At 31.7% G+C, this 24537-nt stretch carries 23 protein-coding genes; 22 read left to right on the plus strand and 1 reads right to left on the minus strand.

The features are described from left to right. The first annotated feature begins 134 nt into the window (after nucleotides 1-134). The gene (locus tag ACVEGE_RS07220; protein ID WP_192501089.1) at nucleotides 135-2894 is read left to right on the plus strand and encodes an outer membrane beta-barrel protein; all 2760 of its coding nucleotides are present in this window, start codon (nucleotides 135-137) and stop codon (nucleotides 2892-2894) included. Between the two features lie 87 nt (nucleotides 2895-2981). Further along, nucleotides 2982-3746 (plus strand): GLPGLI family protein, encoded by a 765-nt coding sequence (locus tag ACVEGE_RS07225; RefSeq protein WP_192501090.1) that lies wholly within the window; start codon nucleotides 2982-2984, stop codon nucleotides 3744-3746. A 177-nt stretch (nucleotides 3747-3923) separates the two neighbouring features. Here ACVEGE_RS07225 and ACVEGE_RS07230 read toward each other — a convergent pair whose 3' ends face one another. Continuing rightward, nucleotides 3924-4976, minus strand: coding sequence for a ferredoxin--NADP reductase (locus tag ACVEGE_RS07230; protein WP_192501091.1), 1053 nt, complete (start codon nucleotides 4974-4976; stop codon nucleotides 3924-3926). A 131-nt stretch (nucleotides 4977-5107) separates the two neighbouring features. Between ACVEGE_RS07230 and ACVEGE_RS07235 the strand changes: the two genes are divergently transcribed. From ACVEGE_RS07235 to ACVEGE_RS07330, 20 genes are all read left to right on the plus strand, one after another. Next, entirely contained in the window at nucleotides 5108-5449 is a 342-nt protein-coding gene (locus tag ACVEGE_RS07235) for a PadR family transcriptional regulator (RefSeq protein WP_173855347.1), read from the plus strand. A 240-nt stretch (nucleotides 5450-5689) separates the two neighbouring features. Next, nucleotides 5690-7153 (plus strand): DUF5687 family protein, encoded by a 1464-nt coding sequence (locus ACVEGE_RS07240; RefSeq protein ID WP_173855346.1) that lies wholly within the window; start codon nucleotides 5690-5692, stop codon nucleotides 7151-7153. Between the two features lie 44 nt (nucleotides 7154-7197). Next, a complete protein-coding gene (locus tag ACVEGE_RS07245) occupies nucleotides 7198-7893 on the plus strand; it encodes an ABC transporter ATP-binding protein (RefSeq protein WP_173855345.1) in 696 nt (231 codons plus the stop codon). 230 nt (nucleotides 7894-8123) lie between these two features. Further along, entirely contained in the window at nucleotides 8124-10748 is a 2625-nt protein-coding gene (gene porW, locus ACVEGE_RS07250; protein WP_370566984.1) for a type IX secretion system periplasmic lipoprotein PorW/SprE, read from the plus strand. 3 nt (nucleotides 10749-10751) lie between these two features. Beyond that, nucleotides 10752-11159 carry a bactofilin family protein gene (locus tag ACVEGE_RS07255; RefSeq protein ID WP_173855344.1) on the plus strand — a complete coding sequence of 136 codons (408 nt, stop codon included), beginning with the start codon at nucleotides 10752-10754 and terminating at the stop codon, nucleotides 11157-11159. 13 nt (nucleotides 11160-11172) lie between these two features. Continuing rightward, on the plus strand, nucleotides 11173-11352 hold the full coding sequence (locus tag ACVEGE_RS07260) for an AtpZ/AtpI family protein (protein WP_370566985.1): 180 nt from the start codon (nucleotides 11173-11175) through the stop codon (nucleotides 11350-11352). Next, nucleotides 11352-11735 carry a hypothetical protein gene (locus tag ACVEGE_RS07265; RefSeq protein ID WP_173855343.1) on the plus strand — a complete coding sequence of 128 codons (384 nt, stop codon included), beginning with the start codon at nucleotides 11352-11354 and terminating at the stop codon, nucleotides 11733-11735. Before ACVEGE_RS07260 ends, ACVEGE_RS07265 begins: the two co-directional genes overlap by 1 nt. A gap of 135 nt (nucleotides 11736-11870) precedes the next feature. Next, the gene (atpB, locus tag ACVEGE_RS07270) at nucleotides 11871-13013 is read left to right on the plus strand and encodes a F0F1 ATP synthase subunit A (protein WP_173851438.1); all 1143 of its coding nucleotides are present in this window, start codon (nucleotides 11871-11873) and stop codon (nucleotides 13011-13013) included. A 40-nt stretch (nucleotides 13014-13053) separates the two neighbouring features. Further along, entirely contained in the window at nucleotides 13054-13254 is a 201-nt protein-coding gene (atpE, locus tag ACVEGE_RS07275; RefSeq protein WP_031453874.1) for an ATP synthase F0 subunit C, read from the plus strand. A gap of 83 nt (nucleotides 13255-13337) precedes the next feature. Beyond that, nucleotides 13338-13829, plus strand: a complete 492-nt coding sequence (locus ACVEGE_RS07280) for a F0F1 ATP synthase subunit B (RefSeq protein ID WP_192501092.1) — start codon at nucleotides 13338-13340, stop codon at nucleotides 13827-13829. A 4-nt stretch (nucleotides 13830-13833) separates the two neighbouring features. Next, entirely contained in the window at nucleotides 13834-14367 is a 534-nt protein-coding gene (atpH, locus tag ACVEGE_RS07285) for an ATP synthase F1 subunit delta (protein WP_173851434.1), read from the plus strand. Nucleotides 14368-14405: 38 nt separating this feature from the next. Next, nucleotides 14406-15983: a F0F1 ATP synthase subunit alpha gene (atpA, locus tag ACVEGE_RS07290; protein WP_173855342.1), complete on the plus strand. Its 1578-nt coding sequence runs from the start codon at nucleotides 14406-14408 to the stop codon at nucleotides 15981-15983. Between the two features lie 85 nt (nucleotides 15984-16068). Further along, entirely contained in the window at nucleotides 16069-16929 is an 861-nt protein-coding gene (atpG, locus tag ACVEGE_RS07295; RefSeq protein WP_173851430.1) for an ATP synthase F1 subunit gamma, read from the plus strand. A 129-nt stretch (nucleotides 16930-17058) separates the two neighbouring features. Continuing rightward, the gene (locus tag ACVEGE_RS07300) at nucleotides 17059-17451 is read left to right on the plus strand and encodes a GNAT family N-acetyltransferase (RefSeq protein WP_173855505.1); all 393 of its coding nucleotides are present in this window, start codon (nucleotides 17059-17061) and stop codon (nucleotides 17449-17451) included. A 121-nt stretch (nucleotides 17452-17572) separates the two neighbouring features. Then, nucleotides 17573-18247, plus strand: a complete 675-nt coding sequence (locus ACVEGE_RS07305) for a hypothetical protein (protein WP_192501093.1) — start codon at nucleotides 17573-17575, stop codon at nucleotides 18245-18247. A 5-nt stretch (nucleotides 18248-18252) separates the two neighbouring features. Continuing rightward, nucleotides 18253-19374: a hypothetical protein gene (locus tag ACVEGE_RS07310; protein WP_173855340.1), complete on the plus strand. Its 1122-nt coding sequence runs from the start codon at nucleotides 18253-18255 to the stop codon at nucleotides 19372-19374. Nucleotides 19375-19407: 33 nt separating this feature from the next. Further along, nucleotides 19408-21222 (plus strand): OmpA family protein, encoded by a 1815-nt coding sequence (locus ACVEGE_RS07315; protein ID WP_173855339.1) that lies wholly within the window; start codon nucleotides 19408-19410, stop codon nucleotides 21220-21222. Nucleotides 21223-21290: 68 nt separating this feature from the next. Then, nucleotides 21291-22061, plus strand: a complete 771-nt coding sequence (locus tag ACVEGE_RS07320) for an ABC transporter permease (RefSeq protein WP_192501094.1) — start codon at nucleotides 21291-21293, stop codon at nucleotides 22059-22061. A gap of 4 nt (nucleotides 22062-22065) precedes the next feature. After that, nucleotides 22066-22896, plus strand: coding sequence for an ATP-binding cassette domain-containing protein (locus ACVEGE_RS07325; RefSeq protein WP_173855337.1), 831 nt, complete (start codon nucleotides 22066-22068; stop codon nucleotides 22894-22896). Between the two features lie 67 nt (nucleotides 22897-22963). After that, a complete protein-coding gene (locus ACVEGE_RS07330; protein ID WP_192501095.1) occupies nucleotides 22964-24358 on the plus strand; it encodes an AAA family ATPase in 1395 nt (464 codons plus the stop codon). Nucleotides 24359-24537 lie beyond the last annotated feature (179 nt).

Below are 24537 nucleotides of genomic sequence, written 5' to 3' on the forward strand. Positions count from 1 at the left end.
TTGTTAAAAAATCTATTTTTATTTTTGGTGTATTACCTATAATAATAAAGAGATATGAAATAAAGTAAAATGTATTTCTGACTAATTTTCTATGTTATTTTATGTATGCTATAACATTTAAAATAGAAAATTCTATGCAAAGAATTACAATCTTAATTACCTTTTTATTCTTTTTTTCTTTTACTGCTTTTTCTCAAAAAGGCGCTATATCTGGGGTTTTAACTGATGCTAGTGAAAATAAACCTGTATACAACTCTGTTGTAGCATTACTAACTCCTGTAGATTCTATCCTTTATAAATTTACTCGATCTGATAAACAAGGGAATTTTAATTTCGAAAATTTGAAAGATGGAAGTTTTATCTTGATGACTTTTCACAATCAATATGCAGATTATTTAGATACCATTCTCATTAATGGGGATAAAAAAAACATTAAAAACATTTCGTTATTAAGTAAAATAGAACTTTTACGAGAGGTGATTATAAAAACAGGATCAATTAGGATTAAAGGGGATACTACTAGTTATAGGGCAAGTGATTTTAAAGTTGATGCAAACGCAAACGTAGAAGAACTGCTAAAAAAATTACCAGGAATACAAGTTGATAAAAATGGTACCATAAAGGCTATGGGAGAAACGGTACAAAGAGTTCTTGTTGATGGTGAAGAATTTTTTGGGGATGATCCCGGGATGGCAGTAAAAAACTTAAGGGCTGATGCTGTAAGAGAGGTTCAAGTATTTGATAAAAAAAGTGATCAAGCGGAGTTTACCGGTATTGATGATGGAGATACCAAAAAAACGATTAATCTAAAATTAAAAGAAGATAGTAAAAAAGGTTATTTTGGAAAAGTTGATCTCGCTAACCAGCCATTTACCGATGCTGATTCTCGCTACAATGGTAATATAATGGTCAGTAGTTTTAAGGGTAAAAGAAAATTATCTGGATATTTATTAAATGGTAATACTGGTCAAGATGGCCTTAGTTGGGATGATGGTAATAATTTTGGAGGCAATGACAACATTAGTATGAGCATGGATGATGATGGAAATGTGAATTATGAATGGACTGATGATACAGATGACGAACCAACAGTGAATACTCAAAATGGATTTATAAAAAACACTAATGCAGGATTGCAATACAGTAATAAATGGAATGATAAACAAACTTTAAACTTATCTCCAAAATACAATCAACAAATTTACACCAATAATAAAAGTAAAATTTCTCAAACGCAAGTGGGAGATACTCAATTAAACGAAATCAGTTCACAAACTAGTAATGTAAATAGAAGTAATTTTAAGCTTAATGCAATTTATGATGTGAAGTTAGATTCGATTAATTCATTAAAAATTACAGCTAAGACTAATTTTTATCAAACAGAAAGTGACGAATATACTAATGCTACCATTACGGGAGCAGAAGATGTATTAAAAAATAAACAAGAAAAAACATTTACAACTGATTCTGATAAAACATCCTTGTTTGCAAGTATTTTGTACAAACATAAGTTTGCTAAACCACGTCGTACTTTTACCTTAAGTAGTAGTTGGAGTACATTGAACACGAACACCAATAACTTTTTAAAATCTTTCAATGACAGTTATACAGATGGTGTTTTTTCATCACGAGAAGATGTTGATCAAAATAAAATAGGTGAAAAATCAACTCAAAATCTTAGTTTAAACATGACTTACTCTGAACCTATATCTAAATCATTAGCACTACAATTAGCATATCAAGTAAGTCTTAATACAGGTGATAATGATTATAATACCTATGATTATTCTGATGTAGACGATAAGTATAATGTGGTTGTAAGTGCCTTATCAAACCAATTTAGCCAAAAGATTATAACAAACAAACCTGCAATAAAATTAAGTTATAATTCCAAGAAAATAAATTATAGTGTTGGTAGTGGTTTTGGAATAACTTCGTTTGATTTATTAGATGAAACTTTAGACAACCAGTATAAAAGGAGTTATACTAATTTCTTTCCTTCAGCTAGTTTTTCTTATAAATACAAGAGTAATAGCAACTTTCGAATTAATTATCAAGGAGCTACAAAACAACCTACTATTGATCAATTACAACCTTTGAGAAATAATCAAGATTTTTTCAATCAAATTGTAGGTAATCCAGATTTAAAACAATCTTTTTCAAATAGTATAAATATCTTTCAGAACAACTACAATATGCTGACTGAGAGTTATTTTTATCAAAATATTAATCTAAAGACTACTTCTAATTTAATTTCGTACAGTCAAGTTATTGATCCAGAAAACGCCAAGACGATTACCAAACCTATCAATACAAATGGAAATTTTTCAGGAAATTTTTATTTCGGATACGGTTTTAAAATAAAGAAGTTTGATATGAGTGTAAATCTGAGTCCGAATTTCAACTACAATAAATCGGTGATTAGTATTAATGATGTAATCAGCGATACTAAAACTTTAAATTCAGGTTTGTCAATCTATTTAAACAAATCAAAAGAAAAGAAATACGATTTTAGTTTAAGAAATAGCTTTTCGAACACAAGAAATGTGACTTCGCAAAATGACGAAGTGAAATCATATAATATTAATGATTTTGAATTGACAACGGGAGTTTATTTAAGTCCAAAATGGAAGTTATCTTCAGAGTATAATTTTTTAGCTAGACAAAAAACAACAGACTTCAAAGATAATTTGACTAACCATTTGTGGAATGCAAGATTAGAGCGCACTTTTAAAAACGATGAGTTCACAGCATATATTATGGTAAGAGATATATTAAATCAAAATATAGGCATCAGCAGATCAGTATACGGAAATACCATTATTCAGGAAGAAAATGATAGGTTGAAAAGATACGCTATGATTGGTTTTTTATGGAATTTTAAAAATAAATAATTTTAAATCAAATTAAGGATATAGATAGTTTCAAAGTCATATAACCCAAACAAGTCAAACAATACTGGCAACTAATAAATAAAACAGATGAAATCAATATTTTACTTTTTAACCATTCTAATGTTTATGACCGCTACAGCTTGGTCTCAACAGTTTGTAGATAAAGCTGTAATTGAATATGAGGTTAGTACTAATTTAAAAAAAACAATGAGTAATGACAATTGGGATGAGATGATGAAAGAAAACTTATCAGATCTTAAAATTTCTTATTTTACTTATTCATTCGAAAATAATAAAAGTATCTATAAATTTGATAGATGGAGTCCTAAAACAAAGATTCCTAAATATAAAAAAGATGCGGATGAAGAAAGTGTGTGGTATTTTGATTTTGAAGCTGGAAAGATGAGCATGCAAAAACAAATTGCAGGAACCAACTTTGTTATAGCAGATAGCATCTCAGATATCGAATGGAAAATCACAAATGAAAATAGAGAAATCGCGGGTTATAATTGTCGAAAAGCTGTAGGTAAAATAATGGGAGATGTCTATGTATTTGCTTTTTATACTGATGACATTACTATTTCTGGCGGTCCTTGTTCAATAAATGGATTACCAGGTATGATTTTAGGTGTTACTATTCCAAGATTATATACATCATTCATAGCTACGAAAGTAGATGCAAGTTTTAATAATGCATCAGAGATAAAGCCTATAGCTGCAAAGAAAACTTATGATTTAGTGAGCTTAAAATCACTGATAAAAGAAAAAACTAAAGATTGGTACTCTTATGGTGATGACAAAGAGGAAAATAAAAGGCAGAGCGATTTGTTTTTTTGGAATTCATTTCTATAAAAGTAGTTATTCAAGGAGCTATATATCCATATTGCATTTTACGATGTTATAGCGTTTAAAATATCGAATATCTAAAAAAATAAACCATTAAAAAATTAAGATTGATGCGGGTTTGACCTACATTATTTTAATTTTTTAATGGTTTTTATATAAACGTATAATTGCGTTTAATTTATTTTAAACATCATCATAATCTACTTTTAACGAAGCAGAAGTAGGGTGTGCTTGACAAGTCAAAATTAATCCACTAGCAATTTCTTTATCGGTTAAAATCGAGTTTTTAGTCATTTCAGCAGTTCCTTCAGTAACACGAGCAATACAGCTACTGCATATTCCGCCTTGGCAAGAATAAGGCGCATCAATACCTTGTTTTAAAGCCGCATCAAGAATCGTTTGTTTTTGAGACATTTCAAATGAAGTTTCTTCATCATCAACTATAACAGTAATTTTTGAATGTCCTTCAAGTGATTCTGATATAGTATTTTCTTGTGTAGAAGAAGTAAAAAGTTCAAACTTAATAGCCGATTCTTTTACATTATTTTCTTTTAATACAGCAGAAACCGTTTCGATCATAGCCTCTGGACCACATAAATAGAATTTGTCAAATGATAATTCTTTGTGTTTGTTATTCAAAACAAAGTTTACAGTTGATTTTTCTATACGTCCAAAAAGTGATTCGTCCACTTTAGCTTGACTGTATACATAATATACAAAGAAGCGTCCTACATACTGCAAATGCAAGTCATGTAACTGTTGGTGAAAAATAGTTTCTTCAATAGATTTATTTCCGTATACTAATACAAAAGTACTTTTTGGTTCACTTATTAAAACCGACTTTATAATAGATAACACTGGAGTTATTCCGCTTCCTGATACAAATGCGGCATAATTTTTTTGGCGGTCAGCTTGTGGCTCAAAGATAAAGTTTCCTTCCGGAGTTCCCACTTCTAAGATATCACCGGCTTTTAGCTTCGTATTTGCAAATTGAGAAAACGCACCATTCTTGACGGCTTTTACAGCAATACGCAATTCACCACTTTCTGGTGAAGAGCATATAGAGTAGGCACGGCGAATTTCTTGACCGTCTAATGTTAGTTTGATATTTACATATTGCCCAGCTATAAAGCTATAATTAGGTTTTAATTCCTGAGGAACATTAAAAAGTATAGAAACTGAAGTGGCAGTTTCGCGTTTTACTTCTTTTATAGTTAGTTTTAAAAATGATGACATGAGATAATTTTTTTACAAATATACTAAAGAGATTAGGTTTCTTTAAATCAAAATATTGAAATTTTATATACATAGGATTGTTATGCATAAGAAACTTATGTATATTTGTTTTGATTTAAAGAATTACGATTATGAAAAACTCACAATTATATAAGGGAAGTTTGAATACCATTATCATGAAATTGCTAGAAGAAAATGGCAGGATGTACGGTTATGAAATCACCCAAAAAGTAAAAGCGATTACAGCTGGAGAACTTAATATTACCGAAGGAGCCTTATATCCCGCTTTACACAAACTAGAAGCAGAGGGTATTCTAGACGTTGAAATCGCTAAGGTTGATAATCGAATGCGCAAGTATTACAAACTCACCGAGGCAGGCACGAAAGAAACTGTAAACCGACTAGCTGAGTTAGAAGATTTTATTAAAAACATGCAGAGTTTAGTGAACCCAAAGCCGAGTTTAGAATTTTAATTTTTTCACACTTGAAACCGAACAACCAACAAATAGATAGTATTGAACAATCCTTCATGGATAATTAGGCTTGAGCTTCATTTTAGTGCTAAGCTCATTTTTTGTATTTATCATTTTTTAAGATCATCCCATCAAAAACAGAAGAGTACTTAATAGCTACTTATCCCGAATATAAAATACTTTCTGTGTAACGTTTTACACTTTTTACGTACTAATTTTATAAACCAAAAAACCAAACCAATGATTAACAAGTTTATTTACCTAGAGTGGAAAGCTTTTTCAAGATCAGCATCCTTTGCAACTAGTCTTGGGCTCAAGATATTAATGGGCTTCGTAGCGCTTTATTTTATCCTGATTTTCTTAGCCCTAGGAGTAGGTTCTTTCTACATTATGAAAAAGTCAAATTTAGACCCGCTTCTTACCATCAATAAATTCCTGATTTTTTATTTTGCTTTTGATTTAATAATTAAGCTATTAATGCAAAAAATCCCAGTGCTTAATATCAAACCCTTATTACTATTAAAAATTAATAAACCTACCATAGTTCATTTTTCATTGGGTAAAACCATGATTTCGTTTTTCAATGTTATTCATTTTTTTCTATTCATACCTTTCACAATTGTTTTATTAATAGAAGGTTATGACGTGATCTCTGTATTGATGTGGTTTATGGCTATCTTTTCATTAATATACATCAACAACTTTATCAATATTTTGCTGAGTAATAAGGACAACTTACTGGGTGTGTTTATAGCAGTAGTAGCAATATTTGCTGGACTACAGTATTATAATTATTTCAATATCACTGATTATTTAGCACCAGTATTCAATGCTTTTTTTAATACAAGTTGGGCATTTGCAATTCCTATAGTTGCACTTGTAGCAATTTACTATATTTCGTTTAAATTCTTGATGAGCAACCTTTATTTAGATGCTGGACTTTCGTCTAAAACCGCTGTAGCAAGAACAGAGCAACTTACATGGTTAAATCAATTTGGGAATACAGGGACATTTCTTAAAAACGACATTAAACTAATAAAGAGAAACAAGCGCTCAAAAACAACTGTAGGATTAAGTGTTTTATTTTTATTCTACGGATTGTTATTTTTCACGAATACAGAGATGTATGGTTCTGCCATGAAAATCTTTGCAGGCGTCTTTGTTTCAGGAGGGTTTTTAATTGCATTCGGGCAATATGTACCTGGTTGGGACAGCTCGTATTATCAATTACTAATGACACAAAATGTGTCCTATAAAGATTACTTAAAATCAAAGTGGTCGCTTATGGTTATTGCTACAATTGTCAGCACAATTTTGGCGTCCTTTTATTTGTATTTTGGTTGGGAGACCTATTTAATTATTGTTGTAGGAGCCATTTATAATATTGGTATCAACTCGCAGTTAGTGTTGTTAGGTGGTGCGTTTAACAAAGCCCCTATAGATTTAAGCTCATCAAAAGGAGCTTTTGGAGATAAAAAAGCCTTTAACGTTAAGACCATGATTATATCTATTCCGCAATTAGGACTGCCTGTTTTTATTTATTGGTTAGCAATGAAATATGCTTCTGCAAACACAGGCCTTATCATCATTGCAGTCTTAGGCGTATTAGGTTTATTATTAAAAAGTAAAGTATTTGTCTTGATCGAAAAAATTTACAAGAAAGAGAAATACGCAACTATTGCGGCCTACAAACAAACTAGCTAAAACCGACTTAAAAAAACTTATCAACAACCGATTAATTTCTAACCATGATACACGCACAAAATCTTTCAAAAAAATACAATAGCACCACCGTTTTAAATATAGAAAATCTCGAAATCCCAAAAGGGCAAAGCCTAGGATTGGTAGGGAATAACGGTGCAGGAAAAACAACCTTCTTTAGTTTATTATTAGATTTAATTCAGCCTACAACAGGCCAAATTACTAATAAAGGCATTCAAGTAAATACTAATGAAGCTTGGAAATCCTTCACTGCAGCTTTTATCGATGAGAGTTTCTTGATAGGCTATTTAACTCCTGAGGAATATTTTTATTTCATAGGCGATTTACGTGGGCAAAACAAAGCCGACATAGATGCTTTATTAGCTAAATACGAAGAGTTTTTTAACGGTGAGATTCTTAAAAACAAAAAGTACTTGCGTGATTTGTCTAAGGGAAACCAAAAGAAAGTGGGAATCATTGCCACTTTAATTGGGAATCCTGAAGTAGTGATTCTAGACGAACCTTTTGCAAACCTAGATCCTACAACAGTAAGTAGATTAAAAAAAATTATCAAAGAACTAGCCGAAGATCCTGAGGTCACCATCTTAGTTTCTAGCCACGATTTACAACACACCGTTGAGGTTTGTTCTAGAATTGTAGCGTTAAACAAGGGCGAAGTGGTCAAAGACATACAAACATCTCCAGAAACATTGCAAGAATTAGAATCCTTTTTTGCAGTTTAAAATACAATTTATTTGGGCATGACCACGCAAAAAAAATGCGTGGTCGGGATTTCATTCCCAATCTTTTTTATTTTATAAAAATAAAATAAAAAAGGATTTCCATTACATCCCTCATGCGGCAGTAGTCAAATAACTACATATAATTTTCACTTTCTCAAAAAGAAACGTATTTTTACCAGTTACTATACTAAAAAGCTTTTTAAAAAGTTTAATGATAAAAACGTTTACCATTGAAAACGCCCATACGCAAAGTTATAATCACATTTGGAATTTTGTTTTTTTTGGTAGCTTGTTCTACTAAAAGGAATACATTTCTAGCCAGAAATTCTCACGCCTTAAGCACCGAGTATAATATTTTATACAACGGACAAATTGGCCTAGATAAGGCAATTCAAGATATTAAAGCAAATACAAAAGATAATTTCTGGATGCGTTTGCCTATCGAAAAAATGCAAGTTACTGAGGAAGTATCTGGTGTTGAAAAGGCTAAGAATCCAAATCTTGAAATTGCTGAAGCAAAAGCAACAAAGGCGATTCAAAAGCATTCAATGAATATTGACGGTAAAGAGAGAAATACACAAATAGATGAAGCGTATTTACTTTTAGGAAAAGCACGTTACTTTGATCAACGTTTTATTCCGGCGCTAGATGCTTTTAATTTCATTTTATACAAATACAGTAACAGTAGTAAAATTTACGAAGCAAAAATTTGGAGAGAAAAAACCAATATGCGCTTAGGGAATGATGCTTTGGTAATTAATAACATCACGCGTTTACTTGGCGATAAGCAATTAAAAAAACAAGTTTTCTCTGATGCAAATGCACTTATGTCCGAAGCTTTTTTAAACCTTGAAGAAAAAGATAGCGCAGTGGCTAAATTAAAATTAGCCATACAATTTAGTACTAAGAATGAAGATAAAGCGCGATACCATTTTATTTTAGGACAGCTTTATGAAGAATTAGGAAAAACAGATAGTGCAGGATACAGCTACAATGCAGTGATAAAAATGAACAGAAAATCCGAAAGGAAATATGTTGCTCAATCTCATGTTCGCAAAACACAATTATTTGATTATAAAAAAGGCGATACCATTTTATTTTTAAAACATTACAAAAAATTATTAGCTGACCGTGAGAATCGTCCGTATCTTGATGTGTTAAATTATCAATTAGGTGTCTTTTATGATAAACAAAACAAGCAAGAACAAGCTAAAAAATATTACAACATCTCTTTAAGCAAAGCCACTACAGATGATTATTTAATGGCGTCAGATTACAGGAACTTAGGAAATATGTATTTTAAAAATACTAAATATCCTATGGCAGCAAAGTATTATGATAGTACTTTGGTTAAGCTAAACCCTAAAACGCGCGAGTTTGTTAAAATTAGTAAAATTCGTAAAGACCTAGATGAAGTAATTATGTATGAGGATATTGCCGTTAAAAATGACAGTATTCTAAATTTAGTTTCTTTAAATCCAGCAGACAGAATTGTTTATTTTCAAAATCATATTGATAAATTAAAAAAAGCTGATGAAGCTAAAAGAATTTTAGAAGAAAAAGAAAAGGAAAAACAAGCCAATATTGATAGAAATAGTGCCGTAGCGGCGGTTAATCCTGCTGTTTCTACGCCAGGTTTTGGACCTAACACCATTGGGCCACCAGCGTTACCGTCAGATAATACTGCAAGTACGTCAACAAGTGTTTTTTATTTTTACAATCCTACAACAGTAGCTTATGGTAAAGTAATTTTCAAAAAAACATGGGGAAACCGAGCTGCTAATGGAAACTGGAGGTTATTAAATACAAAAAACACGAGTACTGTACCTGAAGATAGTGCTATAGACACTACTAAAACTGAGGAAGCCGTAGTTGTTGAAGAAGTGGTAAAGGAAGAATACAAACCTGATTTTTATCTTAAGCAAATCCCTACTGAACAAAAAGTTATTGACAGTATTGGTAAGGAACGCAATACAGCTTATTACCAATTAGGGCTGATTTATAAGGAGAAATTTAAGGAATACGACTTGGCTTCTACTAAATTAGAAAAGCTACTACTAAATAATCCTGAGGAAAAATTAATACTTCCAACAAAGTATAATTTGTACAAAATTTATCAAATTACAAATAAAGCTAAGGCATTAGCCATGCAAAAAGAAATCACGGCTGAATATCCTGATTCTCGTTACGCACAAATTATAAACAATGTTAACCAAGACGAATTAACATTTGAGGGAACTCCTGACAATGTTTACAATAAGTTGTATAAACTATATGAAGAGGAACAATATGTGACTGTTCTTGAAAGTTTAGAGAAACTAATTACGCAATATTCTGGAGAGGAAATTGTTTCAAAATTTGAATTGCTAAAAGCACAAACTGTAGGTAAACTGCAAGGAGTGGCAGCGTATAAAACGAGCTTACAATATGTAGCTACAAATTACCCAAATACTGATGAAGGTAAAGGTGCGCTAGAGATGATTAACACTCAAATTCCTGTTCTAGAGAAAATTGCTTTTACAACAAAGGATTCCTACAATTGGAAAATTCTATATAAAGTAGGCACTAGAGATGAGGAGGCTACTAAAATATTAGAAGAGAAAATTAAAAAATGGATCATTGCGGAGGACCGTTATAGCCGAAAATATTCCTTTGATGTCTATACAGGATTAGAAAATTTCATTACCATTCATGGTGCTATTACAGAAACTGAAGCAAGTAAAATTGTTAAGTTTTTAAGAGATGATAAAGAGTATAAAATTACTACCGAAGCTGTTTTAATCACAAACGAAAATTACAAAGTAATCCAAATCAATAAAAATCTCAAAGACTTTTTAGAATTCCAAAAACAATAAATTATGTTTAATAAAAAAACAACACCATACACAGAACTGCTAGGTAAAACCAATAGAATTGTAGAGGGAACAGTTATAAAAGGAGACATAGATACTCAAACTGATTTTAGGTTTGATGGCGAGCTTATAGGCAATTTTAAATCTACAGGAAAATTAGTTCTAGGTCCTACAGGAACAATAACGGGAGATGTTATTTGTAATAATGCTGATATTGAAGGTAAACTAAATGGAACCATTCAAGTAAATGAATTACTGAATGTAAAAGCCAAAGCAAGCATTGAAGGAGAAGTAACTGTAGGAAAATTATCAGTTGAACCTGGAGCCGACTTTAGTGCTACATGCATAATGAAAGATAATTCTAGTAATTTATTAATAAATGATGGAAAAGAAGCCAAACAAAAAAACAAATAATAAATGGATCGTAATGATGAACATTCCTTTTCAAATGGGAGTGATTATCTTTGCCTTTACTTATCTCGGGATTTGGCTCGATAAAAAATATACTCAATCATCAGTATTTACCATAGTACTATCTCTTTTATCTGTTTTTATAGCATTATATAATGTAATTAGGCAGGTTAAAAACTTAAACAAAGAAGACTAATGCAAGCGTTTTTAAACTTTTCAAAATATTTAATTCCATTTTCAATACTGCTGTATTTAACACAATACTTAGTTGTTTCTACTCTTTTTGGCGATATAAGTTTCTTTTATTCGCTTTGGAGCATTTATATTTTTCACATTGTCATAACGTTACTTTCCTATCTTTTTCTGTTATTTGTACACAAATCATTTCCAGATTATACTGGTTTTGCTTTTATGGGATTTAGTTTATTGAAAATGCTGGCAGCAGTTGTTTTCTTGATTCCGCTCCTGCAATCAGATAGAATTAGCAAGATTGGAGACGTTGGAATGTTCTTTATTCCGTATTTTTTATATTTGTTTTTTGAGACATTTTTTGCGATTCGTTTAATAAACAAGCATTAAATAGTATATTTATTGAAAATTATAGTGGCATTACAGACATATTTTTTAAAAACTAATTGATATATTTTCAATTCTGAATAAATTATGTACATTTGCAAAAAATTTTAAAACCTAAAATTAGACAACAATTTAATAATGATTATTTCAAATAAACCACTTCAGTTCTTGTTAGTTGCTTTTATGGCTTGTGTTCCTTACATCAGTAACGCAAATCCTTTGATTGATACCGTTCATGTTGCTAATGAAGCAGTTGCTGAACATCATGTCGAGGCAACTCACGAAAAGAAAGAATTCAATGCTACAGATTTAATCAATGAGCACATTAGAGATTCTCACGAATTTCATATTGCTGATTGGGATGGTCATCCTATTTCGTTTTACTTGCCTGTAATTTTATGGACAAACAACGGTTTAGAGGTTTTCTCTTCAGAGGCATTTCATCATGATAATGAGGGAGCGCATGTAATTGACGTAAATGGTCAAAAACTAGTTCGTTATAACGAAGTTGTTTTTTATGCTGATAAATACGAGAAATTATCTAAAGAGGATAGAGATCTAGGAGCTTTTGCATTTGATGCAAGACCATTAGATTTTTCAATTACTAAGAATGTTTTTTCAATGTTCATGTCGGCTATTATTATGTTCTTGTTGTTTCTTGCGGTTGCACGTTCTTACAAGAAAAATAAATTAGCGCCTAAAGGAATTGCAGGTTTCTTAGAGCCGCTTGTAACATTTGTTAGAGATGACATTGCTAGACCAAACATTGGAGAAAAGAAATACGCAAAGTACATGCCGTACTTGTTGACAATCTTTTTCTTTATTTGGATTAATAACCTTATTGGATTGATTCCGTTTTTCCCTTTTAGCTCGAACTTAACTGGAAATATATATTTCACATTTGTAATGGCGTTGATCACTTTCATCATTACAACATTAAGTGGAAACAAAGATTACTGGGGACATATATTCAATACACCAGGGGTTCCATTTTGGTTAGCACCAATTATGATTCCTGTTGAGGTTATCGGAATGCTTACAAAACCATTTGCATTAATGATTCGTTTATTTGCTAACATAACTGCAGGTCACATTATCATTTTGAGTTTGGTTTCTTTAATCTTCATTTTTGAAACGGCATGGATTTCTCCAGTTTCTGGAGCCTTCGTTTTATTCATGAGTGTATTAGAAATGTTAGTAGCAGCTTTACAAGCATACGTGTTTACGTTGTTATCAGCATTATTCATTGGTCAAGCCGTAGCAGAGCATGATCATCACTAAAATGAGTTTTAATAATTATTAACTATATAAATTTACTATTATGGTATTAGCTGGAATTGGAGCTGGATTAGCAGTAATCGGAGCAGGACTTGGAATTGGAAAAATTGGTGGATCTGCAATGGATGCTATCGCTCGTCAACCAGAAGCTGCTGGAAAAATCCAAACTGCTATGATTATCGCTGCTGCACTTATTGAAGGTGTTGCACTTTTCGCAGTTGTTGTTGCGTTAATCGCAAAGTAATTACAATCTAAAATTTCCTGTAGCGGTTGGCTACAGGAAGTTTTTTACAAAAACAAAAAAACAATTTTTAAATATATAAGTTTATGCAATTAACTTCACCAGAGAGTTTAATATTTTGGACAACAATTATCTTTGTTGTTTTCTTTATTCTTTTAAGAAAATTTGCTTGGAAACCAATTTTAGGAGCTGTACAAAGTCGTGAAGAATCGATCAACAATGCATTAGCATCTGCTGAATCAGCTCGTCTAGAAATGCAGAATTTAACAGCAAGTAACGAACGTATTTTGCAAGAAGCAAGAGTAGAACGTGACGCTTTGTTAAAAGAAGCTCGTGAAATGAGAGAGAAAATGATCGCTGATTCTAAAGCTGAAGCACAAATTCAAGGAGAAAGAATGATCGAGCAAGCTAAAACGGCTATTGCAGCTGAGAAAAATGCAGCTATGGCGGAATTAAAATCTCAAGTTTCTACTTTATCATTGGATATCGCTGAAAAATTATTGAAAAACGAATTATCTAACAAAGAAGCTCAAACTAAATTAGTTGAGTACATGTTAGGTGACGTAAAATTAAACTAAAATTATGTCAGGAACTAGAGCAGCAATTCGTTATGCAAAAGCAATTTTAGAGATAGCACAATCAAAAGGTGTGGCTGAAGCTGTTAGTAACGACATGAAAACGATCGCTTCAACTATTAAAGGAAACTTAGAATTAAGTACTTTTATTCAAAATCCAACTTTAAAAGTTGATCAGAAAGAAAATGCTTTATTAGAAGTTTTTGCAAGCACTAATGGTGTAACTAAAAGTTTATTTCATTTGTTGTTTGAAAACAAAAGATTTGAAATTCTAGAAGCAATTGCATTAGAGTATAATGTTTTATTTGATATTTTGAATGGTGTTGAAGTAGCTAAGGTTACTACTGCTATTCCTATGGATGCAGCTTTAGAGGCAAAAGTTTTAGCTAAGATTGCAACCTTATCAGATAAGAAGATTACAATTGAAAATATCGTAGATCCAGCAATTATTGGAGGATTTATTATAACAATAGGTGACAAGCAGTACAATGCTTCTGTTGCTAACAGATTACAAGTTTTAAAAAGAGAATTAAGTAACTAGTTTTTATTACACATTAAGTGTCTAAATTATAAATTAAGATGGCGGAAATCAAACCTGCTGAAATTTCAGCAATATTAAGAAAGCAAGTAGAAGGTTTTGAATCTGGTGCTACACTAGAGGAAGTAGGAACGGTACTTCAAGTTGGAGATGGTATTGCTCGTATTTACGGGCTTTCGAATGTGCAATACGGAGAGTTAGTAGAATTTGACAATGGTCTTGAGGCTATTGTATTGAATCTTGAAGAAGACAATGTTGGTGTGGTACTTTTAGGACCATCAACAGGAATCAAAGAAGGCTCTATTGCTAAAAGAACACAACGTATCGCTTCTCTTAAAGTAGGAGAACAAATGGTAGGACGTGTAGTAAACACACTTGGTTTTCCTATTGATGGAAAAGGACCAATTGGTGGAGAATTATACGAGATGCCATTAGAAAGAAAAGCTCCTGGAGTTATCTTCCGTCAGCCAGTTACTGAGCCGTTACAAACAGGAATAAAAGCAGTTGATGCTATGATTCCAGTAGGTAGAGGACAACGTGAGCTAGTTATTGGTGACCGTCAAACAGGTAAATCAACTGTTTGTATCGATACTATCTTAAATCAAAAAGAATTTTACGATGCAGGAAAACCTGTATTTTGTATATATGTTGCAATTGGGCAAAAAGCGTCAACTGTAGCAGGAATCGCTAAAATGTTAGAAGAAAAAGGTGCAATGGCTTATACAGTTATTGTTGCTGCAAATGCTTCTGATCCAGCTCCTATGCAAGTGTATGCTCCTTTCGCAGGTGCTGCAATTGGAGAGTACTTTAGAGATTCAGGTCGTCCAGCTTTAATTGTTTATGATGATTTATCTAAACAAGCTGTTGCTTACCGTGAGGTTTCTCTTTTATTAAGAAGACCACCGGGACGTGAGGCATATCCTGGAGATGTATTTTACTTACACAGTCGTTTATTAGAGCGTGCTTGTAAAGTAATTGCTGATGATGGAATTGCAAAAAACATGAACGATTTACCAGATTCATTAAAAGGTATCGTTAAAGGTGGTGGTTCATTGACTGCTTTACCTATTATCGAAACTCAAGCTGGTGACGTTTCTGCATATATCCCAACAAATGTAATTTCGATTACAGATGGTCAAATTTTCCTTGATGGAGATTTGTTTAACTCTGGGGTTCGTCCAGCAATTAACGTAGGTATCTCGGTATCACGTGTTGGAGGTAATGCTCAAATTAAATCAATGAAAAAAGTAGCAGGTACTTTGAAACTAGATCAAGCACAATTCCGTGAATTGGAAGCGTTTGCTAAATTTGGTTCTGACTTAGATGCAGTTACTTTAAATGTAATTGAAAAAGGTAGAAGAAACGTTGAGATCTTGAAACAAGGTTTAAATGATCCTTATACTGTTGAAGACCAAGTTGCAATTATCTACGCTGGTTCTAAAAACTTATTGAAAACTGTTCCTGTGAATAAAGTAAAAGAATTTGAGAAAGATTTCTTAGAATTCTTAAACGCTAAACATAGACCAACATTAGATGCTTTAAAAGCAGGTAAGTTAACAGATGAAATTACAGATGTAATTCAAACTGTAGCTAAAGAAGTTTCAGCAAAATATAACTAAAAAAGTATTAAGTATTAGGTAGTAAGTATTAAGGTTTTGCCTTTACTTATTACTTAATACTTACTATTTAATACTTAAAAAGACAATGGCAAATTTAAAGGAAATCCGTAATAGAATAACTTCCGTTTCATCTACGATGCAAATCACATCTGCGATGAAAATGGTTTCTGCTGCAAAGCTGAAAAAAGCACAAGATGCGATTACTGCAATGCGCCCTTATGCCGAAAAGTTAACGGAATTGCTACAGAATCTTTCTGCTACACTTGAAGGTGAAGTAGGGGGTGACTTTACTACACAACGCGAGATTAATAAAGTGTTACTAGTAGTAGTTACTTCTAATAGAGGATTAGCTGGAGCTTTTAATACTAATGCAATCAAAGGTGCTAAAAGCCGCATGGAATTCTACGCTGGAAAGCAAGTTGATATTTTTGCTATAGGTAAAAAAGGAAACGATGTTTTGACTAAAACGAATACTGTAATTGCTAACGAAAGTGCTGTATATGACAGTTTAACTTTTGATAATGTAGCCGCTATTGCTGATACATTAACAGAGAAATTTGTTACTGGTGAATATGATAAAATTGAGTTGATCTACAATCAATTTAAAAATGCAGCAACACAAATTATTCAAATAGAGCAGTTTTTACCGTTAGCACCAATACAATCTGATGTTGTTGCTTCTACTGGAGATTATCTTTTCGAACCTTCAAAAGAAGAAATTGTATTAACTTTGATTCCTAAATCATTGAAGATGCAATTGTACAAAGGTATTCGTGATTCATTTGCCTCAGAGCATGGAGCACGTATGACTGCAATGCACAAAGCAACTGATAATGCAACAGAATTGAGAAATCAATTGAAATTAACTTACAACAAAGCACGTCAAGCTGCCATTACAAACGAGATCTTAGAGATTGTTGGTGGAGCAGAAGCTTTGAAAGGATAATAAAAATTTTTTTATAAGATATTTAGAGTCTCGCAATGCGAGACTCTTTTTTTTTGATTAATTTTATAGTTCTTAAATAATTTAATTCAGCACTCCTTGTTACTAAAAGAACTTACCACCGTAGCCGAAATGGTTGATAATATTGAACTAATGCGATTTCTGTATCCAACTTTCGCTATTGAAAAATACGAATCCTATCTTCAAGAAATGGTTCCGCACAACTACAAACAGCTTGCAGTATATGAAAACGATATTTGTATTGCCGTTACTGGGTTTTGGACAGGAACTAAGTTATGGTCAGGTAAGTACATTGAAATCGATAATTTTATTGTTCATCCTGAACATCGCTCTAAGGGTTTAGGAAAAATGATGACTGATTATTTAGCTATAAAAGCTAAGGATGAAGCTTGTACGATGATTGTTCTTGATGCTTACACTAATAACTTTACAGCGCAACGGTTTTATTTTAATCAAGGATATATTCCTAAAGGGTTTCATTTTGTAAAAATGATTAAAGAATAATAACATTATTGATTCTAAACGTATTCTTGTTAATTTTAAACCGTATTATTTAACAAAGAATAACTTTTAAATCCTATATTCGTGTAAAATTATATTTTAAGCTAAAAATAAAACCAAGCAAATGGCAAAAGAGCATTTTAATTGGAAAGGTCTTTTTGTAAATGAAGAATCAGAAAAAACTTCAAAGGAGGAGACCATAAATCCAACAAACTCAACAAATACAGAGATAAATAAATTTCCAGAAAGTCCAAATTCTTTTCAACCAACTGAAAGCGCAACTACAAACCCATTTTTAAAAGAAATTTTTGATGTTTATGAGAAGGGATTTGAGTCACTGAACCAGTCTGGGTTTGATTTTTTTGAAATGTATAAATCTGTAATTTCTGTTGGGGCTACAAATCCTCAAAGCTATCAAATGGCTTTTACAATGGGTAAAACCATTAATCCAGAACTTTCGAAATCATTTCTTTTAGAAAAAAGCAAGTATTATACTGATGAAATCGAAAAAGTTTATTCTAAATATGATGCCACTGGTACTTCTAGAAAAAATGATTTAGGTAATGCTATTATTGCTGAAAAAGGAAACTTAACTAAAACAATAAGTGATTTAGAATCTAAAATAGCAGAACTTCAAAATGAATTAATAAAAAATAAAGCTGAACTTGAAAAAATTGATTATAAAAACAAAGAACAGTTTAGCGAAATTCAATTGAAAATTGAAGCTAACAATTTGGCTAAAAAGAAAATTTTAGATTCAATTAATATTGTTATAACAGGAATTAATCAATACTTATAAAATTAATGGATAAATTTGCACAAGAGAAATCTACACTTTTAGAACTTCCAATTCTTAAGCATTTCGATGAATCGAAAGGAGAAATTGCATTAAGTACGAACACTTTAAAAAAAGGTGAAAAATCTATTTTCTGGATTCTAGCTATGGGACTTTTGGGTTTAGGTGGTTATTTAACCTGGACCTATATAATTCCACCTTTGTTTACAATGCTTGGACAAGCAATTGCACTATCTGCAACGGGTGTTTTTTTAATTTTTTTAGTAATGATGTTTCCTGTAATTATGAAAGCACTTCGTTTTGCTACTAAAAATCTTCATAAAGCATTAATTCAAAGTAATCCATTTAATGAACTAGATGAGCAAAAACAAAAAATGGTTAAAAACCGTCAGGTCTTTAAAAATACTAAAGCAAAGTTAAAAGGCTTAAAGTATGAAATGGAACTTGAAGCCACAAAATCTGAAAAAGAAGCACAGTCATTTCAAGAAGAGGTTTTAAGTTTGCAACGTCAATCCGAAAAATTAAAATCGGCTATGGACGAAATTGTTCGTATTAATGGCGCTGTGGCTAAAGATACTGATGAGTATGTTGCATTACAAAGTGAGCTTGCAAGAAAGTTAAGTAACTCACAGCGAATTTCAAACCAATACGAACAAAGTAAAAGTTTTATCAAGAAATATGGTGTTAGAGCTAATGTTTTAGGTAAAATGGATAGGAAGCTAACATTAGCAGGAACTGCTATTGATATTAAAATTGCTGATTTTGATGCAACAGTTATAATGCTTAAAAAAGAATTTGAATTTGCTAAAAATGCAAAAGAAGCAACTGAAAGTGCAAAAAGCGCTATGATGTTTACTAAAGATTGGGAGCTTGAATATGCTCTTGAAGTGGTAACATCAACAATAGCTTTAGATATTGCAAAAACTTCAGAAAATTTGATAGATATTGATGCTTTAACATCTAAATATTCTGTTGATAATGATGAATTATATTCAAGACTAGATTCACTTGCTGACAAAATTAAGACGGGTGATAATATAATACCAGATTCTACAAAATATTCGAGTCCAAATTATAAAATGACTAAAGAAGATAAGTTAGACAGTGGTGGTTTTGGTGATATATTTTAATACAAATAAAAATAAATAAACTTTTATATACAAATGGGAAAAATTTTAAGAACAACAAAGCTAACTACTTTTTCAGAATTATTAATTGTAATTTGTGGAATTGGAGCAATTTTAACTGGAGTCTATTTTATTTCTCCTGGTTTAAAAACGGCAGTTTCAAAACAATTAAACGGAATTGAATTAAATGCGGGAGATGTAAATAATGTGGTGAACGCTGCAAAAATAGAGTTGCCTTCTAAAGAAGTTTCTTCAGAAGTGTCAGATAAGCCCGTTTTAAGAATTGCAGGTTATGCTTGGAATGCTGAATCAGGGATTATAGTTGCCAATGGTGGGCCAAAAACGACCAAAGGATCTCTAATGGAGAAAAACGGAGTACATCTTGAAATCATTCGTCAAGACTGGTTGTCAGAACTACGTAATATGCAAATGAAATTTATTGAAGAATTTGATACAGGCTCTGCTTTTCCTACTTCTGAAAAGAGTGCAGCAGCTGTTATGATCATGGGAGATGGTGCACCATTTTACATTAGTTCTGTTCAAAAATCATTAGACGAAAAATACGGAAAAGACAAATACCATTTACAAGTTTTTGGAGCTATAGGAATGAGTTATGGTGAAGATAAATTAATTGGACCACCAGAATGGAAGTCTAATCCAAAATCCATGAGAGGTGCTGTTATTTCGGCTGTTCTTGGAGATGGTGACTGGGTTACAACAGTAAATTATTGCTTTGCAAATGGTTTAAAAGTAAATCCGGATCCTACAACTTATGATGCTGACGCTGTTAATATTTATCCATCTGAAAATGATGATTATATGAAATCAGCCGAAGAGCTTATTAAATCACAAACTGCTGGATTTACAGTTTCTTTAAAGGAGGTTACAAATGGTAAATTGACTGGAAAATCAGTTAATAGAAAAATCGACGGTTGTGCTACTTGGACTCCAGGGGATAAAGTGGTTTTTGACAAATTGACTGGATTTATCGATATCGTTTCAACTAAAGAATTTAATAATCAAATGCCAACGGTTATCATTGGAGTAAAAGAATGGGCCGCTAAAAACCCAGAGGTTTTTTCCAATGTTTTCAAATCTGCTTTAATGGCTTCTAATCAAATGAAGAATTATGAAGATTGGAAGGTAAGAGCTTCTGAAGCTGTTGCTGAAACATATAAAATTGAAACTCCAGAATATTGGTACAACATGTTCAAAGGGCAACAAGGAACAAAAAACGGTTTAACATACAATATGGGAGGTTCAAAAGTATTCAATTATGCAGATGCAATGCAATACTTTGGTTTATCTGATGGTGTAAATAGGTATAAAGCGGTTTACAATCAAGTTGGGACTTATTTAACTGAGCTGAATCCATTTGGGTTTAATGAAAATGTTGGAAAAGTTATTCCTTATGACGAAGCTGTAAATTTATTTTATCTTAAAAATATTAACGATATTGAATCTTCTGCAGCCGATAAAGCAGACTATTCAGCAAAAGCGACAGAGGTTATGGCGTCAGGAGAATGGAAAATAAATTTCAATTCTGGTAGCGCTGAAGTACAAAGTAACTCTTCTAAAGATTTAGAAAAAATTTACAATCTTTTAATTCAAGCAGAGAACTCTAAACTTACTATTATTGGGCATACTGATAATGTTGGAAATGCAGATTCTAATAAAGTATTGTCTAAAAATAGAGCACAAGCTGTAGTTGACTATTTAACTCAAAAAGGAATTCCTTTAAGTCGTTTCCAACTGATTGATGGAAAAGGACAAAGTGAACCAGTTTCAAATAATGCTACGGCATCTGGGAAAGCACAAAATAGACGTGTAGTAGTTACATTCTTGAAATAATAAATCAATATAAAAAAGGCTACTAATTTTTAGTAGCCTTTTTATCTTTTTAAAGATCTTTTTTGAACATGAAAAAATATTTTATTCCGTTTGAGAGTACTAACAAAACAGAAAGAACTGTAATATTAGTTTCCTGGGTTGTAGTATTGATTGCAATTTGGTTTTTAGGAGCCGCTGGTCAAAAACATTTATTTCCAACACCAGAACAGGTTATTACAGGTTTTTCAGAATTGTATAATGAAGGCTTAGTTGTACATATTTTTAATTCTTTAAAATTGTGTTTTTTATCTATTTTTTTAGCGACTATAATAGCACTTTTATTTGCTTATTCATGGCCAATACCAATGTTAAAACCCGTAGCTGAGTTTGTCACTAAATTTAGATTTTTACCATTTACAGGATTGTCATTTTACATTACACTGTTTGTGCATGATGCCAGAAACATGCAAATTTGGATACTAGTGATTTTTTTAACTACTTTTTTAACCACATCATTGATATCAGTAATAAAAGATATTCCAGAGGAGGAATTTGATCATGCAAAAACTTTAAAATGCAGTCGTTTTGAAGTACTCTGGCAAGTAATAGTACTAGGGAGAATTGATTATGTAATTGATGTAATTCGTCAAAATTTAGCCATTACATGGATGATGCTTGTAACCGTAGAGTCAATTGTTGTAGCGTCTGGGGGTTTGGGTTTTTTGATCAAAAACTCCGATAAGTTTATGAATCACGGACGCATTATTGCGCTACAAATTATTATCCTATTAATAGGTTTAGGACTAGATTGGTTCATTAATTTTTTAAGAAAATCAATATTTAGATATTCAAAAATATAACAATATGGAATTTGAATTTAGAGAAACACTTTTATACGTAGAGAATATTAGTGTAGCGTATGATGGAGTTACCATTATTAAAGATGTAAGTTTAACAGAGAAAAATGTTGTTAGACCTAACCATGCTAATACCGGGCAAATTATTGCTTTTGTAGGACGTTCCGGAAGAGGTAAATCAACTTTTTTTAAAGCATTAACAGGTTTGGTTCAACCAGATAGTGGTACAATTTTAATAAAAGATTTTAAAAGTGATGAAATAAATGCTGCCAAGCCAGTTAAGGAAGGGAGTATTGGGTTTGTAAATCAAAAATATACGTTGTTCCGACATAAGACTGTATTTCAAACATTAAAATTTGCGTTAAGAAAAACGGCTTTATCTGAAGAAGAAAAAGCAACAAAAATTAATAAGTACATCATTGAATGGGGTCTAGAAAACTGTGAGAATAAATATCCAAACGAACTTTCAGGTGGACAACGTCAACGAACTGCAATCATAGAACAGCTATTTTCATCTGATAAATTAGTGGTTTTAGACGAACCGTTTTCAGGCTTAGATATTGGTAATATTGAAGAGGTTAAGCGATCATTTGATTTATTAAGCTCAACGCATGATCATAATACAGTTATTTTTTCTACTCACGATATCGAATTAGCGATAGAATTAGCACAGTCAATTTATGTGATAGGATATCCAACAGTTGATGGGATAAAGCAAACTTATGGGAGCATAGTTGCGAAACACGATTTACGAGAAATGGGAATTTGTTGGAAAGAAAAATGTCCTGAACATGATAAATTATATAAAGAGATTACTTTGCAAATGATGAACTCATAATATAGACCCAAACACTTTTTATTTTAAAAAAGCTTTTTTTTACTAATGAACAGATCAAACTATTAAAATGATTCCAACAACAAATTACTTGCAGGAACTGGAGCAAGAAATCAGAACTATTTTAAGTTTTTGCAAAGAATTAAATACCGATGCCAATTTTATTCAAAAAATAAATGCGCTAGTCAAAGCTGATAACTCTAATAATCTATTATTTAAAACCGAACATTTTTTGGTTTCTGATTTAATAACGTTATATGATAAATTCTCAGACATAGAAACTAGAAGGTCACAGTTTACACTTGCATATTATTATGATGGAATAAGAAATGGTCATTTTGCTGATAAAACTAAAATTGATAAGTTGAATGAGTTAGTGGCTTCTGAGGTATTTAGCGTTCATTTAAATAAAATCAAAAACAATAATAAAATACTTTCGGAAAAATTAAAAAGAGGTACCTTTATTCTTCAAATTTTAGAGGAATCTAAGCATGTTCTTTGTGAAAGATTTCAGTTGTTTTTTCAAAAATTTCTATTACTTTCATTTAATTTGAAACCAGATTCAGAAAAAATACAGTCTTTGGGACTTTCGCAAACAACAAATGCAAATGATGCAGACACCCTCGAAAAAGTCCTTCAAGAATTAAACGAATTAATAGGACTTGATAATGTAAAAAAAGACATTGCAGAGTTGATTAATCTATTAGAAATTCAAAAGAAAAGAACAGCACAAGGTCTAAAAAATACAGAAATAACTTTGCATACTGTTTTTCTTGGCCCACCAGGAACTGGAAAAACATCTGTTGCTAGGTTGTTAAGTAGAATTTTCAATCATCTAGGTTTTTTATCAAAGGGACAATTGGTAGAGACAGACAGAGAAGGTTTGATTGCCGGTTATGTAGGCCAAACAGCTCTGAAAGTTGATAAAGTTGTTATGGACAGCTTAGGAGGAGTCTTGTTTATTGATGAAGCATATGCCTTGACGCAAAATTCTTTAGGCAATGATTTTGGTTCAGAAGCGGTAAACACCTTAATCAAACGTATGGAAGACAATCGGGACGACTTGGCTCTGATTGTTGCGGGGTATACTGAACCTATGAAAACGTTTGTTGAATCTAATCCTGGATTGCGCTCGAGATTCAATCGTTTTTTTGAGTTTAATCATTTTACACCAGCTGAATTGATGCAAATTTTTGAATCAATAGCTAAAAAGTCTGATTTTATAATTTCAATTGATGCGAAAGAAAAACTGACAGATACATTCGTTTTGCTCTATGAAAATAAAGAAGAAAGTTTTGGTAATGCTAGAGTGGTAAGGAATTTATTTGAAAAATGCATTCAAAATCAAGCTAACCGAATTATAAAAATAAAAAAAATATCCAAAAAAACATTAAAGACTCTTACAGAAGAAGATATTCCTGAACCCAATGAAACTCAAAATCAGGTAAGTTTTTTTTACAAGTAATTTCATTTTATAAAAATGATAAATGAAGAGGGATTAAGCTAAATCAAAAGAGTTACTAAAAATCATAATGATGCTTTTTTAGCGTTAGCTTTTTATCTGATTAAAACAATAGAACTTTAGAAGAGTATTTTCAAAGAGGATGTAATTACGCCTACCTAAAGTAAATCTAAGTCCAATTT

Source organism: Flavobacterium sp. PL002, from assembly GCF_054165825.1.

Coding starts and splice junctions, on each gene's coding strand:
- ACVEGE_RS07220 (WP_192501089.1), top strand. CDS start 135: ATGCAAAGAATTACAATCTTAATTACCTTTTTATTCTTTTTTTCTTTT.
- ACVEGE_RS07225 (WP_192501090.1), top strand. CDS start 2,982: ATGAAATCAATATTTTACTTTTTAACCATTCTAATGTTTATGACCGCT.
- ACVEGE_RS07230 (WP_192501091.1), bottom strand. CDS start 4,976: ATGTCATCATTTTTAAAACTAACTATAAAAGAAGTAAAACGCGAAACT.
- ACVEGE_RS07235 (WP_173855347.1), top strand. CDS start 5,108: ATGAAAAACTCACAATTATATAAGGGAAGTTTGAATACCATTATCATG.
- ACVEGE_RS07240 (WP_173855346.1), top strand. CDS start 5,690: ATGATTAACAAGTTTATTTACCTAGAGTGGAAAGCTTTTTCAAGATCA.
- ACVEGE_RS07245 (WP_173855345.1), top strand. CDS start 7,198: ATGATACACGCACAAAATCTTTCAAAAAAATACAATAGCACCACCGTT.
- ACVEGE_RS07255 (WP_173855344.1), top strand. CDS start 10,752: ATGTTTAATAAAAAAACAACACCATACACAGAACTGCTAGGTAAAACC.
- ACVEGE_RS07260 (WP_370566985.1), top strand. CDS start 11,173: ATGATGAACATTCCTTTTCAAATGGGAGTGATTATCTTTGCCTTTACT.
- ACVEGE_RS07265 (WP_173855343.1), top strand. CDS start 11,352: ATGCAAGCGTTTTTAAACTTTTCAAAATATTTAATTCCATTTTCAATA.
- atpB (WP_173851438.1), top strand. CDS start 11,871: ATGATTATTTCAAATAAACCACTTCAGTTCTTGTTAGTTGCTTTTATG.
- atpE (WP_031453874.1), top strand. CDS start 13,054: ATGGTATTAGCTGGAATTGGAGCTGGATTAGCAGTAATCGGAGCAGGA.
- ACVEGE_RS07280 (WP_192501092.1), top strand. CDS start 13,338: ATGCAATTAACTTCACCAGAGAGTTTAATATTTTGGACAACAATTATC.
- atpH (WP_173851434.1), top strand. CDS start 13,834: ATGTCAGGAACTAGAGCAGCAATTCGTTATGCAAAAGCAATTTTAGAG.
- atpA (WP_173855342.1), top strand. CDS start 14,406: ATGGCGGAAATCAAACCTGCTGAAATTTCAGCAATATTAAGAAAGCAA.
- atpG (WP_173851430.1), top strand. CDS start 16,069: ATGGCAAATTTAAAGGAAATCCGTAATAGAATAACTTCCGTTTCATCT.
- ACVEGE_RS07300 (WP_173855505.1), top strand. CDS start 17,059: ATGGTTGATAATATTGAACTAATGCGATTTCTGTATCCAACTTTCGCT.
- ACVEGE_RS07305 (WP_192501093.1), top strand. CDS start 17,573: ATGGCAAAAGAGCATTTTAATTGGAAAGGTCTTTTTGTAAATGAAGAA.
- ACVEGE_RS07310 (WP_173855340.1), top strand. CDS start 18,253: ATGGATAAATTTGCACAAGAGAAATCTACACTTTTAGAACTTCCAATT.
- ACVEGE_RS07315 (WP_173855339.1), top strand. CDS start 19,408: ATGGGAAAAATTTTAAGAACAACAAAGCTAACTACTTTTTCAGAATTA.
- ACVEGE_RS07320 (WP_192501094.1), top strand. CDS start 21,291: ATGAAAAAATATTTTATTCCGTTTGAGAGTACTAACAAAACAGAAAGA.
- ACVEGE_RS07325 (WP_173855337.1), top strand. CDS start 22,066: ATGGAATTTGAATTTAGAGAAACACTTTTATACGTAGAGAATATTAGT.
- ACVEGE_RS07330 (WP_192501095.1), top strand. CDS start 22,964: ATGATTCCAACAACAAATTACTTGCAGGAACTGGAGCAAGAAATCAGA.